The 13,434-nt window shown below is 64.7% G+C and carries 15 protein-coding genes and 1 pseudogene; 4 read left to right on the forward strand and 12 right to left on the reverse strand.

Features of this window, described 5'->3' with window-relative positions:
- The 9 genes and pseudogenes from G4223_RS09840 to G4223_RS09880 all read right to left on the reverse strand — a co-directional run.
- Positions 1 to 873: pseudogene (locus G4223_RS09840) on the reverse strand (hypothetical protein); the annotation flags it as partial.
- A gap of 2 nt (positions 874 to 875) precedes the next feature.
- The gene (locus G4223_RS09845; protein WP_163678630.1) at positions 876 to 1,400 is read right to left on the reverse strand and encodes a gamma carbonic anhydrase family protein; all 525 of its coding nucleotides are present in this window, start codon (positions 1,398 to 1,400) and stop codon (positions 876 to 878) included.
- A 10-nt stretch (positions 1,401 to 1,410) separates the two neighbouring features.
- A complete protein-coding gene (gene argC / locus G4223_RS09850; RefSeq protein ID WP_163678633.1) occupies positions 1,411 to 2,451 on the reverse strand; it encodes an N-acetyl-gamma-glutamyl-phosphate reductase in 1,041 nt (346 codons plus the stop codon).
- 80 nt (positions 2,452 to 2,531) lie between these two features.
- On the reverse strand, positions 2,532 to 2,831 hold the full coding sequence (locus G4223_RS09855; protein WP_163678636.1) for a hypothetical protein: 300 nt from the start codon (positions 2,829 to 2,831) through the stop codon (positions 2,532 to 2,534).
- 8 nt (positions 2,832 to 2,839) lie between these two features.
- Positions 2,840 to 3,766, reverse strand: a complete 927-nt coding sequence (locus G4223_RS09860; protein WP_163678639.1) for a hypothetical protein — start codon at positions 3,764 to 3,766, stop codon at positions 2,840 to 2,842.
- Positions 3,766 to 4,245 (reverse strand): putative periplasmic lipoprotein, encoded by a 480-nt coding sequence (locus tag G4223_RS09865; protein WP_241004056.1) that lies wholly within the window; start codon positions 4,243 to 4,245, stop codon positions 3,766 to 3,768. The genes G4223_RS09860 and G4223_RS09865 overlap by 1 nt, the downstream gene beginning before the upstream one ends.
- 23 nt (positions 4,246 to 4,268) lie before the next feature.
- Complete coding sequence (locus G4223_RS09870) at positions 4,269 to 5,723, reverse strand: COG3014 family protein (RefSeq protein WP_205762460.1); 1,455 nt, start codon at positions 5,721 to 5,723, stop codon at positions 4,269 to 4,271.
- 13 nt (positions 5,724 to 5,736) lie between these two features.
- Positions 5,737 to 6,357, reverse strand: a complete 621-nt coding sequence (locus tag G4223_RS09875; RefSeq protein ID WP_163678642.1) for a penicillin-binding protein activator LpoB — start codon at positions 6,355 to 6,357, stop codon at positions 5,737 to 5,739.
- Between the two features lie 119 nt (positions 6,358 to 6,476).
- Positions 6,477 to 6,932, reverse strand: coding sequence for a cache domain-containing protein (locus G4223_RS09880; protein WP_163678646.1), 456 nt, complete (start codon positions 6,930 to 6,932; stop codon positions 6,477 to 6,479).
- A 222-nt stretch (positions 6,933 to 7,154) separates the two neighbouring features.
- On the opposite strand from G4223_RS09880, the gene G4223_RS09885 reads away from it, so the two are divergent.
- From G4223_RS09885 to G4223_RS20225, 3 genes are all read left to right on the forward strand, one after another.
- Entirely contained in the window at positions 7,155 to 8,075 is a 921-nt protein-coding gene (locus G4223_RS09885) for a phosphate/phosphite/phosphonate ABC transporter substrate-binding protein (RefSeq protein WP_163678649.1), read from the forward strand.
- The gene (locus tag G4223_RS09890; protein WP_163678652.1) at positions 8,072 to 9,595 is read left to right on the forward strand and encodes a sensor histidine kinase; all 1,524 of its coding nucleotides are present in this window, start codon (positions 8,072 to 8,074) and stop codon (positions 9,593 to 9,595) included. Before G4223_RS09885 ends, G4223_RS09890 begins: the two co-directional genes overlap by 4 nt.
- Positions 9,596 to 9,793: 198 nt before the next feature.
- Positions 9,794 to 10,558 (forward strand): 4'-phosphopantetheinyl transferase superfamily protein, encoded by a 765-nt coding sequence (locus G4223_RS20225; RefSeq protein ID WP_205762461.1) that lies wholly within the window; start codon positions 9,794 to 9,796, stop codon positions 10,556 to 10,558.
- On the opposite strand, the gene G4223_RS09900 is transcribed toward G4223_RS20225, so the two are convergent.
- Positions 10,522 to 10,758 (reverse strand): hypothetical protein, encoded by a 237-nt coding sequence (locus tag G4223_RS09900; RefSeq protein ID WP_163678654.1) that lies wholly within the window; start codon positions 10,756 to 10,758, stop codon positions 10,522 to 10,524. The genes G4223_RS20225 and G4223_RS09900 overlap by 37 nt on opposite strands.
- Positions 10,759 to 10,774: 16 nt before the next feature.
- The gene (gene irrA, locus G4223_RS09905; RefSeq protein ID WP_163678657.1) at positions 10,775 to 11,176 is read right to left on the reverse strand and encodes an iron response transcriptional regulator IrrA; all 402 of its coding nucleotides are present in this window, start codon (positions 11,174 to 11,176) and stop codon (positions 10,775 to 10,777) included.
- A gap of 180 nt (positions 11,177 to 11,356) precedes the next feature.
- Between irrA and G4223_RS09910 the strand changes: the two genes are divergently transcribed.
- Entirely contained in the window at positions 11,357 to 11,530 is a 174-nt protein-coding gene (locus G4223_RS09910) for a hypothetical protein (protein ID WP_163678660.1), read from the forward strand.
- Between the two features lie 8 nt (positions 11,531 to 11,538).
- Here G4223_RS09910 and G4223_RS09915 read toward each other — a convergent pair whose 3' ends face one another.
- Positions 11,539 to 13,434: a nitric oxide reductase activation protein NorD gene (locus G4223_RS09915; RefSeq protein WP_163678663.1), complete on the reverse strand. Its 1,896-nt coding sequence runs from the start codon at positions 13,432 to 13,434 to the stop codon at positions 11,539 to 11,541.

Here is a 13,434-nt window from a genome sequence, read left to right on the forward strand (position 1 = left end):
ACGGTCGGCGACACCTTCCAGGATGACCCAGGTGGGGTCCTTAAGCGTTTCGGGGCGGCTCACCTCGAGCGGTTTCCATTCCGGGTCCTTGGCGGTCTTGGGGGCCACTTCGTCGGTGATGGGGATCGGGGGCGGGGCGTCGGAACCGGCTTGCCGCCGCGGCGCTTCACCCGGCAGCAGATGGCGGCGGACACCACCCTTGTCGGCGGTGTTGGCGCCGGGCCGCATCCAGGCGCGGGGTTGCTGGCCGCCGGTGACCTGGGCGGCGATGATCGAACGCATCTCGCCGACGGCGTTGTCGATGGCCGCCAGGTTGAACGATCCGTCCGGGTTCAGGCCATCTTCGAGCGACACCTCGGCCGCCAGCGCCAGCGGGATGTCGCCGCCGACGAACTGGTCGCCGACCAGTCGCGTTCCCAGTTCCTGGGCGATGATCAGGGCACGCCGGCGGCCTTCGGAATTGTCGCAGGTGCGGAAGATCAGGACGAAGCAATCCGCGCCCTGGCGGCAGAAGATGTTGCCGGCGCCGATATGGGCGTTGATGACGCCTTCGGCGATCATCAGCACCTTTTCCGCCAGCTTCGGCCATTTGTCGCCCACCGCCTCGTGGAACTCCACCAGCGAGACGACATGCAGCTTGACCTGGAAGGCGCCGTCCTCCTGTCTCGCCAATTGTTCGGCGAACAGACGGAAATTGTCGTCGGTCATGCGGGCCGGCGCCTTGTCGGCTTCGGCCAGCGCCGCCTCCATCAACTCGTGGACCTCGTTCTCGTCCCATTCGTCCTGGTTGCGCCTCACCACCTTGCGCGCCGCCTTGGCCAACGGCGCGGCGATGCGGGACAGCAGGCCGGAACGGGAGGGACGCTTGGCCATGCTCAGCCGAGCTCTTCTTGGTACTGCGCGGCCAACTTGACGTAATTCTCGGCCGAACGGGGGAAGAAGGCCACGTCCTCGGGCTTCAGTTCGCGCATCATCTTGGCCGGGTTGCCGGCCCACAATTCGCCGGACTTGACCCTTTTCCCCGGCGTCACCACCGCGCCGGCCGCCACCATGGCCCCCGATTCGATCACCGCACCGTCCAGGATGGTGGCGCCCATGCCGACGAAACAGCCGTCTTCCAGCGTGCAGGCGTGCAGGATGGCGCCATGGCCGATGGTGATGTCGTTGCCGATATAGGTGCCGAACTTGCCGGCGGTGACGTGGACGATGGTGCCGTCCTGGATGTTGGTGCGTTCGCCGATGCGGATTTCGTGCACGTCGCCGCGGATGACCACGTTGAACCAGACGTTGGTGCCGGTACCGATCACCACGTCGCCGATGATCGTGGCGTTGGGGGCGACGAAGCAGTCGGCGGCGATGGTCGGAAGCGTGCCCCGATAGGGCAGGATCAGGCCAGGCATGGGAACTCCTTTACGGGAACAGCGGCTGCTGCGCCAGGTTGGTGGTCTCGGGCAGGCCGAACATCAGGTTCATGTTCTGAAGCGCCTGGCCCGACGCGCCCTTGACCAGATTGTCGATCACCGAAGTGACGATGACCCGGCCGGGCTGACGGTCGTCGAACACGTTCATCAGGCAGAAATTCGAACCGCGCACATGCCGGGTGGCCGGCACCGCGCCCTCGGGCAGCACGCCGACGAAAGGCTCGGCCGCGTAGACGCGGCTCAGCTCGGCCCGCAAGTCGGCGGCCGTGGCGCCCTTGGCGGTGCGGACATAGATGGTGGACAGCATGCCCCGGCTCATGGGCATCAAATGCGGCGTGAACGACACCAGCACGTCTTGGCCGGCGGCCAGCCCCAGTTCCTGCTCGATCTCGGGGGCGTGGCGGTGGCTGGCGATGCCATAGGCGTGGATGCCTTCGGTCACCTCGCAATAGAGGTTGGCTTCCTTGGCTGAACGTCCGGCGCCCGAGGTGCCCGACTTGGCGTCGATGATGATGTCCTGGGCCTCGATCAACCCGGCCTTGAACAGCGGCACCAGCGGCAATTGCACCGAGGTCGGATAGCAGCCGGGATTGGCCACCAGCCGGGCGGTGCGGATGGCGTCGCGCTTGATCTCGGTCAGGCCGTAGATGGCTTTTTTCTGAAGCTCGGGCGCCTTGTGCTCGTGGCCGTACCATTGGGCATAGGCGTCAAGCGAGGTCAGGCGGAAATCGGCCGACAGATCGACAACCGACACATGCTCGGGCAGGCCGGCGATGACCTCTTGCGTGGTGCCGTGCGGCAGACAGCAGAACACCGCGTCCACCTGACTGAAATCCACGTCGGCGATGGCCACCAGATCGGGAAGCTTGAGCATGCCCAGATGCGGGAACACCGAGGCCAGCGGCTGGCCGGCCTTGCGGTCGCCGGTCAGCACGGTGACGCGGAACTCGGGATGACCCGCCAGCATGCGCACCAGTTCGGCGCCGGTATAGCCGCTGGCTCCCAGGATGGCGACACGCACCTCGGACATCACGAACCTCCGCTTTCACTGCGAACAAACAGGAAGCGGACGATAGCAGGGGTGCAGTGCGAAGAAAACCCTCGCTTCGGTTACTCGGTACCCGGATGCGGTTCGGCGCTTTGCGGCTGCGGTTCCTGCCACTGCGGAAGGGTCTGGGTCTGGCCGCGTACCGCGTATGGAATGTTGCCGTTGGCGTCGGCCGGCGGACTGGCCACCGTGCTGCCGCTGTGGGGGGCGTAGGTGTCGGTGAACGGCAGCGGCGCATAGGTCGGCTGTGGCGGGCTGGGTTGCGGCCAGCCGGGATGTTCGCCCGGCGCCGGCGCCAGACGTTCGTCGGCGCAGGCGGCCAAGGCCAGGGGCAGGGCGAGAAGCAGCAGGGTCTTGTTCATGGTATGCCTCATTTCCACTGGCGCATCAGGCCGTCCATGGTGTTGTAGGCGAGGTTGCGGGCGATCTTGGACAGTTTCGGCGGCTTGCGCTTGCGTTCGAAGCCGGTGGCGGTGGCGCGGTACTTGTCCTCGCCCTTGGGGCCGAAATTCTCGTCGTCGTCATCCTCGTCGGGAACGGAAAAGCCGTTGGGGCCGACGGTGGTTTCCTTTTCCGGGTTCCACTCGCGCAGGTTCTTCGAGTTGACCATGGCGACGATGGCCCCGGTCTTCACGTCCAGGATGCGGGTGCGCAGTTCGTAGCCGGTGCTGGATTTCCAGTTGGGCGACACCAGCACCTCAAGCACGTAATCTGCCTTGCCCTGAAGGCCGCGCACCTCGACGGTTTTTTCCGAGGCGCTGGCGTTGTCGGCTGCGGTGAAGCGCATCATGGCGCCGCGGTCCACCACCGTGGCCCCGGCTTCCAGGAAGGGCGCCAGGAACGCTTCCTGGAATTCCCATTCGAAGCTTTCGTTGAGCGTGCCACGCCGTGTGTCGTGGGTCCGGCGCTGGATCTCCAGGGTGTTCTGGCTGTTGGACGACTGGTTCAGGGTGAAGTCGCCGGACATGGTGGAATTGTCCTGGCTGGAATTGACCACGCGGGTTTCCGAATACCAGTCGGACAACGCCTCGGACAATTGCTGGTTCCAGTAAAGCGCCAGCCGGGGCTTGCCGTTGCGGGCGTAGGAATCGGCGAAGCCGGCGACGGTGGAACCGCGTTCGCCGAACGCGCCGCCCGAAGGGGTGGCGCGGGACGGTTTGGCCATGACCTGACCGTCGCGTTCCGGCGGCCCCACCGGGGCCGGCGGTTCGTAGGGCGGCACGCCTTGCGCCGCGACGGCTGCGGGAAGCAAGGTTCCGGCGGTGGCCGCCGCCAGCACGAGACGGCGCAAGGACATCAGCGGGTCTCCTTCAACTCGACCATGTAGTATTGCACGGTTCGCGTGCCGATCGAGTTCTCGGAGTAAGTATTGAACGTGCGTGGGGCGAGATTAAGGCGCTTCCACGCGCTGACCTGTTCGGACGGAGCCTGGGCCTGGTCATAGAACTGGGTGCGGGCCTCGACGTTCAGCGGATAGTCGGTGCAGTTGACGATCTGGCTGACCACCTTGACCGTGCCGGTGGGGGTGCGCTGGGCGACGACGTTGCGCACGAACAGCTTGTTCATGACGGTGTAGTCGGTGATCGACACCGAGTTGAGCGGCATTTCCAGCAACGGCGACGGCTCGTTCGGAGCGGCGGCCGGCAGGGCCACCAACTGGCGCTGGGCGGCGATGCCGGCCATGTTGCAGATGGGGGCCGGTTCCTGTACCTGGGTGCAGCCGCCCAGCGCGGCGATGCCGGCCAGTCCGGCCATGGCGGCAAACACTTTGTTCATGGCGTGTCCCCTTCGTTCGGGTGTCAGGATTGCGGTTCGGAATCGGATGTGGGTTCGCTTTTGACCGCCGGGGCGTATTCGGTCGGCTTGTCGCCCGGCAGAACGCCGCCGGTGGCCGATGGCGGCGGCGGCAGTTCCACCGGTTCGACCATGGTTTCCTTGGGCGCGCTGTTGGGGGCGCGTGGATTGGCCGGCAGAGCCGAATCACCGCGCACCCAGGCGACGCCGCAGGGGCCGGCATGGGTGACGGCCGCCTCGCGGGTGCGCAGCAACGTGCCGTCACTGGCCAGGAAATCCACCGACAAGGCGGAAACCGTCGGCGGCAGGGTCAGTGTGGCGGCGTGGACGCGGTCGGGCAAATTGTCCCAATAGCGGGTGTCGGCCTCGGCCTCGGTGGCGGCGGCGACGCCCTTGGCCATCAACCCGACCAGCAGCAAGGCGCCGGCGGCGACGGCGGCGTCGCGCTGACGTTCCGAATTCTGCCGCTCCGAAGCGACCATGGCCGCCGCCGCCGCGCCGACCAGGGCGGCGTCGCCGATGGTGTCGGTGATGCTTTGGAACTGTGCCTTGCCGTCCAGGATGGCGTCGAACTGACGCCCGCCACGGGTCGAAGCCTGGAAGAAGACGTCGTCCAACTGGCCCAGGGCCAGCGATTTTTGGGTCGAGGGGGAGGCCGGCGCCTTGCCGCCCTTCTTGGCCGGGGCCAGCGGCGAGGGGACGCTGACCCGCGCCGTCTCGCTGGCGCTGACCCGGCGGACTTTCAGGTATTTTGGAACGCTGCCGCCTTTCGCCGCCTCGGCGAATTTGACGGGCGCGCTGCCGGTCTCGGCCAGCACCAGGACGTTGTCGCTTTCGGCCGGCAACGGGAAGTCGGCGTTGATCGCCTTGAACTCCTTGAAGTCGTCGGCGGTGGTGACGGCGTTGCCGCGGCAATGCGAGGCCCAGCCCTGAAGGAACTGCAACAGCCCGAAATCGGCGCGGTTCTGGTCTTCCTCGGCAAAGGAATCCTGAAGGAAGCCACCCTTGAAACTGGCGCGGGCGTTGTCGTAATCCCCGGCGCGCAGGTACAGAAGGCCGCGATAGTAATAGGCCATGGCCCGTTCATAGGGCTCGCCCTTGAAATCCTTGACCGCTTCCTTGACGAACAGCGAGCGCGCCTGGGCGGCGTCGGGATTGTCGACGTAGACGGTCTCGATGTTGGCCAGCGCGTCGTCGAACAATTGCTCGGCCAGGGCGGTTTCGCCCATGTCCATGCTCGCCAGGCCCAGGCGCATGTCGTTGAGCACCTGGTTGCGCTTGCCCTGGTTCAGGGCGACCATGAAATGGCGTTTGAGGGGCTTTGGCTTGTCTTCGAGATAGGCATAGGCCACCTCGGGCTTGATCTTGGCCTCCTGTTCGCGGGTGGTCTGGCACGCGCCAAGCAGCGTGGCCAGCGCGGTCGCACCGGCCACGGGTGCCAGCCGAAGGCGGCGGGACATGATTGGGCGCGCCTTAGCGGTAGATGACGTCGTCGGTGGCGGCCTTGGCGAAATCGTAGATGCCGCTCCACACGATCTCGCCGCTTTCAAGGTCGGCCATTTCGAACACGATCTGGGTATAGCGCTGGGTCATGCCGCTTTTGGAATCGCGCGAATCAAGCGAGGTGATGCGCCCGCCCAGCCGATAATCGCCGCCCTTCTGCGCGGCGGCGGCGGGGTTCTTGCCCTGGTCGATCACGCCCTGGCGCTTCAGCTTGCGTTCCGCGTCGACCATGTTGGCGTAGTGACGGCCGACGAACTGCATGCGGCCCTGGGCTGCGCGCTGAAGGCCGACGCGCAAGCGGTCGGTGATGGTGTTGCGGTTGAGCCGCGACGAGCTTTCGTTGACGAAGTATTCGGCGTCGATGATGACGTTGGGCGGCGTCGCGGCGTTGCCCAGGCGCGGTTCGGCCAGCATGTCGCGCATCATCTGGTCGGTCATGCTGATGATGTCCTGACTTTCGATGCCGACCCCCTTGACCGGCCCCAACGTGCTGGGATCGACATAGGTGGTGGGGGTGCCGGCGGTGTTCTGGACGGTTTGGCACGCGCTCAGAAGCAACGCGGCGGCGGCCACGAAAGTCAGTCGACGCATGATCCGGGCATCTCCCTCAGGCTGGTCGGACAAGGTCGCGTCATGCGACCCGAAGACCATAATGCAACTGGCGGCGGTTGCAATGGGGGTTTTTCGTCCCTGGCGCGTCGCGCGTGGCGTTACTTGTAACGGCCCGATCCACAGATGTACTTGCCGTGCACCAGCACGGAATAGACGTCCTTCATTTCGATCTTCTTGGTGATCGAGTTGGGCCATTTGTATTCCACCCAGCCCTTGCCGTCCCTCAGCACCTTTTCGAAGATCAGGCGGTTGACGTAGCGCCCGTCGGGGTCCTTGATTTCGAGTACGCCACCCTTGCCGACCATGTTCGGGTTGCCGCCGTGGGCGACGTTGATGCCCGCCAGATTGTGGCAGAAAGGATAGAGTTCCCCCTGAACCCACGGCCCCTTGATTTCGCTGAAATCGGCGAAAGCCTGTTCCTCGCCGACCGCTTCGATATGGGCCAGCATCTTGTCGACGAAAGCCACCACCTCTTCCTGGGTGACGGTGGCGGCCTGGGCTGGGGTGACGGCCAATCCGGCGGCGATCATGATTGCGATGGCAACGCGCTTCATGATTCTATTCCTCCCTTTCGTCTTCTTGCGGACGTTCTCATCATTTCATTGGGATATTTTGCTGAAAATTTTCTCGTAATGCCATCGGATTTCCACCTTGCCGCAAGTGCTTTCAAGACAAGGCACGCACAATGCGCAAGGGTGGCTGCTGATCTTTGATTGCTATAAGGGGTTGCACTCTGCTGCCGAAACGGGAAAAATCGTCCGTCAGGGAGACGCAGAATGGCTCGTTTCGGGGGATTGATCCGCAAGCTGTTGGGGATTGTGGTTCTGGGGGTGCCGCTGTGGGGGTGCGACGACAACGGTGCTGCGGATTATCAGCCGGACTACACGATAAAGTCGTCTGTTCGTGAGAACAGCTACCGCTTCAGCTGTCCGTTTTCAACCCCTGAGACATTGTTCGCCACCTATCTGCCGTTGGTGGAATATGTGAACGCCCGCATGGGTGGTCCCAAACTGAAGCTTGAGGCGTCGCGGGATTACGAATCCTTCGAACAGAAGCTTTATTATCGCAATCTCGACTTTGCCTTGGCCAATCCTTACCAGACGGTGATGGCGGTGCCCAACGGCTATCGTATCTTCGCCAAGATGGCCGACGATTCCCAGTTTCGCGGCCTGGTTCTGGTCCGACGGGATTCCGGCGTCCAGTCGGTGGACAATCTGATCGGCAAGGCGGTCAGCTATCCGGCCAACAGCGCGCTGGCTTCGACCTTGCTGCCGCAGGCGTTCTTTCACGAGAACGGACTCGATATCAAGACCGACATCGACAACCGCTATGTGGGGTCCGAGGAATCGGCCATCCTGAATGTTTTCCTGGGCAATGCCGTTGCCGGCACCACCTGGCCCCAGGCCTGGGCGCGGTTCCAGCGTGACGACCCGCTCAAGGCGGCGCAATTGAAGGTGCAATGGGAAACGAAAAGCCTGCCCAACAACGGCTGGGTCGCCCGTGACGACGTGCCGCCCGAGGTGGTGGCCAAGCTGACCGAGATCCTGGCCGGCATGCCCAATGACCCCGAAGGCCGCAAGGTGCTGGAACACATCATGGTTTCCGGTTTCGAGCCGGCCGACGACGCGACCTTCGCGCCGGTCCAGGACTTCCTGAGGCATTTCAACGAAACGGTGCGGGAGGTGGCGCTGCCATGAACTGGTGGACGGACCTCAGGGCGCGAACGCGCGTTCTTCTCGCCGGTTCGATCCGGCGCCGGCTGGTGGTCAGCATCGCCGTGGTGCACGCGGTGCTGATGACGTTGTTCGTGGTCGATCTGGTGCATCGCCAACTGGTGTTCCTCAAGGGGCAAAGCCATACCCGTGCCGAGGGGCTGGCGCATGTGATCGCGGTCAACAGCGTGTCGTGGGTGCTGGCCGACGACGTGCGCGGGTTGTCCGAGGTGGTGCGGTCGCTGCGCAGCCACCCGCACCTGATGTACGCCATGGTGGTCGACCCGCGCGGTCAGGTGTTGGCCCACACGGACCGTGACCGTATCGGCTATTACGTGTCCGATCCCCTCAGCATGGACATCCTGTCGGGCGAACCGACCTTGCGGACGGTGATCGAGAGCACGCGCATGGTCGAGGTGGCGACGCCGGTGCTGTCGCAGAACCGGGTGATCGGCTGGGCCCGCGTGGCGCTGGACCAGCAAGAGGAAATCGCGAACATCCATTCCACCACGGTCGAAGGCGTGTTCTACATCCTGTCGGCCATCGTGGTCGGCACGGTGTGCGCGCTGTGGATTTCGCGGCGGCTGACCTCGGACTTCCTGCAATTGGGCGAGGCGGTGGACCAATTGCGCAAGGGCAAGCGCGAGATCCGTTCGCTGGATCAGCCGGCTCACGAGATCGCCCGCGTCGAACAGGCCTTCGTCGCCATGGCCGACACCATCTGGCGTCGCGAGGACGAACTGCGCCACACCATCAACCAGTTGGCGGCGTCCAACACCGACCTTGAGCGCTTCGCCTATATCGCCTCGCACGATCTGCAAGAGCCGTTGCGAACCGTGGTCGGCTTCGCCCAATTGCTGGAAAAGCGTTACAAGGGCAAGCTGGATGCCGACGCCGACCAGTTCATCGAGTTCATCGTCGAGGGCGGCAAGCGCATGTCGATGCAAATCCAGGGTTTGTTGGATTTCTCGCGCATCGACGCCAAAGGGCAGGCGTTCAAGAACGTCGATATGGAGCAGGTGGTCCACTCCGCCCTGGACAATCTGGCCGATTCCATCCGTCAGGCCGGTGCCGAGATCGAGGTGGAGAAGTTGTTGCCGGTGCATGGCGACGACATCCAATTGATGCTTTTGTTCCAGAACATCCTGAGCAACGCCATCAAGTTCCGCCGGGCCGACGAGGTGCCGCGCATCCACATTTCCTGCACGCAATTCGACGGCATGACGGAATTCCGCATCAGCGACAACGGCATCGGCATCGATCCCGACCGTGCCGACGAAATTTTCATGATCTTCCGCCGTCTGCACAATTCGCCGCAATATTCCGGCCGGGGCATCGGCTTGGCCATTTGTCGCCGCATCGTCGAACGTCATGGCGGCCGCATTTCCGCTGAGCCCTGTCCCGAGGGAGGCACCTGCTTCGTCTGTACCTTGCCTTCGGCCATGGCGGCCGAGGCGAAGGGAAAGGACAAGGACACTCAGGGCGGGCACAGCCAGGTGGCGTGATTTTTCGTGGCCGGTCCCCAAATGGGGGTCTGGACACAAGGAATAGGCGGATAGGATGTGTCTCATCGGCATCCGCCCTGCCCCATATATCGGATGCCGACGCGAAGCCCCGCCACCCCCCCTGCTGGCGGGGCTTCTTATTGCCCGCTGGTCTTGTGCGCCCTGCTTCGTCACACTGTCGGGCCGAAACGGGCGGAGGTGAGTGTGAAGCCAGGGCAGGCGGAAGTATGGTGGATGGCGGTCGAGGCGGTGGAAGACAGCCGTTGGCCGCGTCTGTTCGCGCTGTTGGACGATTCCGAGCGGCACCGTGCCGGCCGTATGGGGGACGAGGGACAGCGGCGAACCTATGTCGCCGCCCATGCCCTGGGGCGCGGCCTGTTGTCCCATTGGGCCGGCCAGGCGCCGCAACATTGGCGTTTCGTGGCGGGGGAACACGGCAAGCCCGAGGTGGTGACCACCGTCGGCCAGCCGCGTCTGCGCCTCAACCTGTCCCATACCCGGGGATTGGTAGCCGCGGCGCTGACCCTTGACCACGACATCGGCATCGATGTGGAATGGCTGGACCGAAAGGCCGCCGGCATGGCGGTGGCACGGCGGTTCTTCGCCGCCGACGAATGTCGCCAACTTGAACAACTGGAGCCAGAGCGCCAGGACGAGGCGTTCTTGTGGTTCTGGACCCTGAAAGAGGCTTATGTGAAAGCCATCGGCAAGGGGTTGGCGCAGCCTTTGGCCAGTTTCGCCTTTACCTTGGAGCCGCTTTCGATCCGGTTCGACCATGTTCCTGCCGTCGAGGCGGGACGTTGGCATTTCTACCGGTTCCGCCCGGCTGCGCGCCACGTCATGGCGCTGGCGGTGGCTGGCGATGTGGCGGTGAAGATTGTCGGGCAAGATGCCGACGGTCTGGCCCGTGTCGGCGGCGGCCCGGATTATTTTCCGATGGGGGCGCCGGCGGTCCGGCCGTAGGCCGCGTCCAAAAGGCGCGTACACTTTTCCTGGGCGTCGCCGTCCAGCGCGCCGCATCGCGCCATCCAGTCGTCGGCGTAGACGCCTGAAATCTCAGGCGCCTTTTCCGGTGTTTCCGAAGACGGCACCGGGCGGGTCAGCCAATAGGCGCCCGCCACCGTGGCGACGATCAGAACAATCAGCAACAGCCGCTTGTGCATGGCGTGGGTCCGAAGTTCAGGACGCCTTGCGCAACCGCACGATGACGTCGACGCCCTCGACCTCCATTCCGACCGGCGGCGGCGGCAGGTCGAGAACGCGCGGCTGCGGGCCGGGGATGTCCTGAACCCGGCCGGTCTGAACGTCGTAGAAATGGTGGTGGTCGGCGGTGTTGGTGCAGAACCAGCTGCGGTCGCCCACGGCCACGTGCTTGACCAACCCGCCTTGGGCGAATTCGTGCAGCGTGTTGTAGACAGTCGCCAACGACAGGCGGACGCCGGACGACAACGCTTCCTGATACAGGCTGTCAGGGGTGAGGTGTCGGTGCCCTCCCTCGCGGATCAGCCGCAGGATGGTCAGGCGTTGGCGGGTGGGGCGAATTTGGGCGGTACGTAGAACCGCCTCGTCATTGCAATGCACGGACGACCTCTCTCTCTCACACCGGTAATGACCCTACGCAGTTTAAACTTAGTCCAGAAGGCTGCGCAACGAATTGCACGCAGGTTTCCCGGTAAATTGCAAACAAACCGTCACTGGTCTGCCTGGGGGCGGGCCGCATAGAGTCCGCTCGCCACAGGGGGGCGAGGCGAGGAGGATCGAATGACCGAACAGGGAAAGTCCGCCAAGCGATGCGCCCAATGCGCCTATTGGGATCGCGGAACGTGCCGTCACGGCATGGTTGCCGAGAACGAACGCGGGCGGGGCAGCGGCTGTGCGTTTTTCACCCGCGACGCCAGCGCCTTCGCTTTTTTCGTCAAGGAATGGCGCTGGTAGGATGAAAATCAGCCCGTCAGGTGACGGTAGACGCGCGGCAAGGCGGCGGACAATTGCGCCAGATGGTGGACGATGGCGAAGCCGCCGCGCCCGAAAAGATGCGGGAAATAGGTCTGGGCCTTGCGGTCGATGGTGACGCCGAACACCGCCAGCCCCTTGGCTCGGGCTTCCTGGATGGCCTTGCGGGTGTCCTCGATGCCGTAGCGTCCTTCATAATGGTCGATGTCGTTGGGTTTGCCGTCGGTGATGACCAGAAGCAGCCGATGGCGGTTGGGGCGTGCCTCCAACTCGGCGGTGGCATGGCGCAACGCGGCGCCGATCCGGGTGTAATAGCCGGGTTTCATGGCGCCGATCCGGCGCATGACGGTTTCGCCCATGGTCTCGTCGAAATCCTTTAGGGTGTCGACCCGCACCCATGCCCGCTTGCGCGAGGTGAAGCCGTAGATGGCGAAAGGGTCGCCGCACGCCGCCAGACCGTGGGCGAACACCGCCAGCGCTTCCTTGGCCACGTCCAGCACCCGGCGGTTCTCGACCCAGGAATCGGTGGACAGGGACGAATCCACCAGAACCGCCACCGCCAGGTCGCGTTCCATGGGCCGGCGTTGCATCCACACCCGGTCCGAACACTGACCGGACGCGGCCAGATCGGTGCGGGCGCGGACCACCGCCTCGGTATCCAGTTCGCTGCCGTCCATCTGGGCGCGCAGGATCAGCGCCTTGGTGCGCAGCGCCTCGAATTGACGTTTGACCTGACGGATGCGGCGCTTGGCCTGTTCGTCGGGCACCCAGGTCTCGCCGTCCTCGGGGGCGGTGCGGGTCACGACCTGGCAATGGTCGCGATGATAGCTGGCGGCGCGATGGTCCCATTCGGGATAAAGCCGGCCGCCGGTCAGCCGGGTGGGGTCGGTGGCCTCGGGTGGCAGGTCCAGGTCGAACTTCAACTTGGTTGCCGCTTTCTTGCCGTGGCTGGAGATGACGATCTTGTCCATCTCCTCGGCGGCGCGCTTGGCTTCTTCCTCGTCGGGGTCGTCGGCGCCACGGTTGACGTTGACCATGTCGGCGAAGGCCAGCACCTTCTCGAAACGGTTCAGGATCAACGGGTCCTTGCGGTCGGCGTTGTCCTGGCGCTTGCGCTCGGCGCGTCGGCGTTTGTCCTCGCTGTCCTGTTCCTCTTTCTTGGCGCCGGGTTCGGCGGTTTCCTCTTCGGCGGTACGATGTTCGGGCGGGCGGTGTAAGGCCTCGCCCCACAGCGGCACCGGCAGGAACGGCTTGTACCCGGCCGGTGCGACCGCGTCGGCCGGAAGGTCGGGTACAGCCTCGCCGCCCAGCATGGACATCACCATTGCCTCGACCTGGGCTTCGACGCCGGCCAACGGGCGTTGAGGGCGCAAGGCGCGCAGATGTTCGCACAACAGGCGATGACGCGCGGCCATGCCGGGGAATTGCGCCAGGACAGCATCGGAAGCACGCCGCGCGCGGATCAGAAAGGCGATGTCGGCACGCAACGGATCGGCGGGCGCCGTCTCGGCCGGTTCCAGCGCGGCGAAGAACGCCGCCAGCCAGAAATAAAGGTCGCGGTTGTGACGGGGATCGGCGAAGACGTCCAAACTGTCGGGCAGCGACAGCGACACCTCGTCGCGCGACGCGACGACCAAGCGTTCGTCCTCCATGCCGACGCGCTGTTTCCAGGTCAGGCGGTGGACCGAGGTGCGGGCGCTTTGCGCGGTGACGGCCACCCCCTTGTCGCCGCCCAGGCCGCGAAAGAACACCGCCAACTGGCCCCGCACGCTGTCCAGGCTGACCGCCGCCTCGGGGTGGCGGGGCCAGGACGGGCGCTCGCCCACCAGTCGGTGCCAGAAACGGCCGACCCGTTCCTCGAGTTCGAAGATTTCGGTCCAGGACAA

Source organism: Magnetospirillum aberrantis SpK, assembly GCF_011022235.1.
In the GTDB taxonomy this organism is placed as follows: domain Bacteria; phylum Pseudomonadota; class Alphaproteobacteria; order Rhodospirillales; family Magnetospirillaceae; genus Magnetospirillum; species Magnetospirillum aberrantis.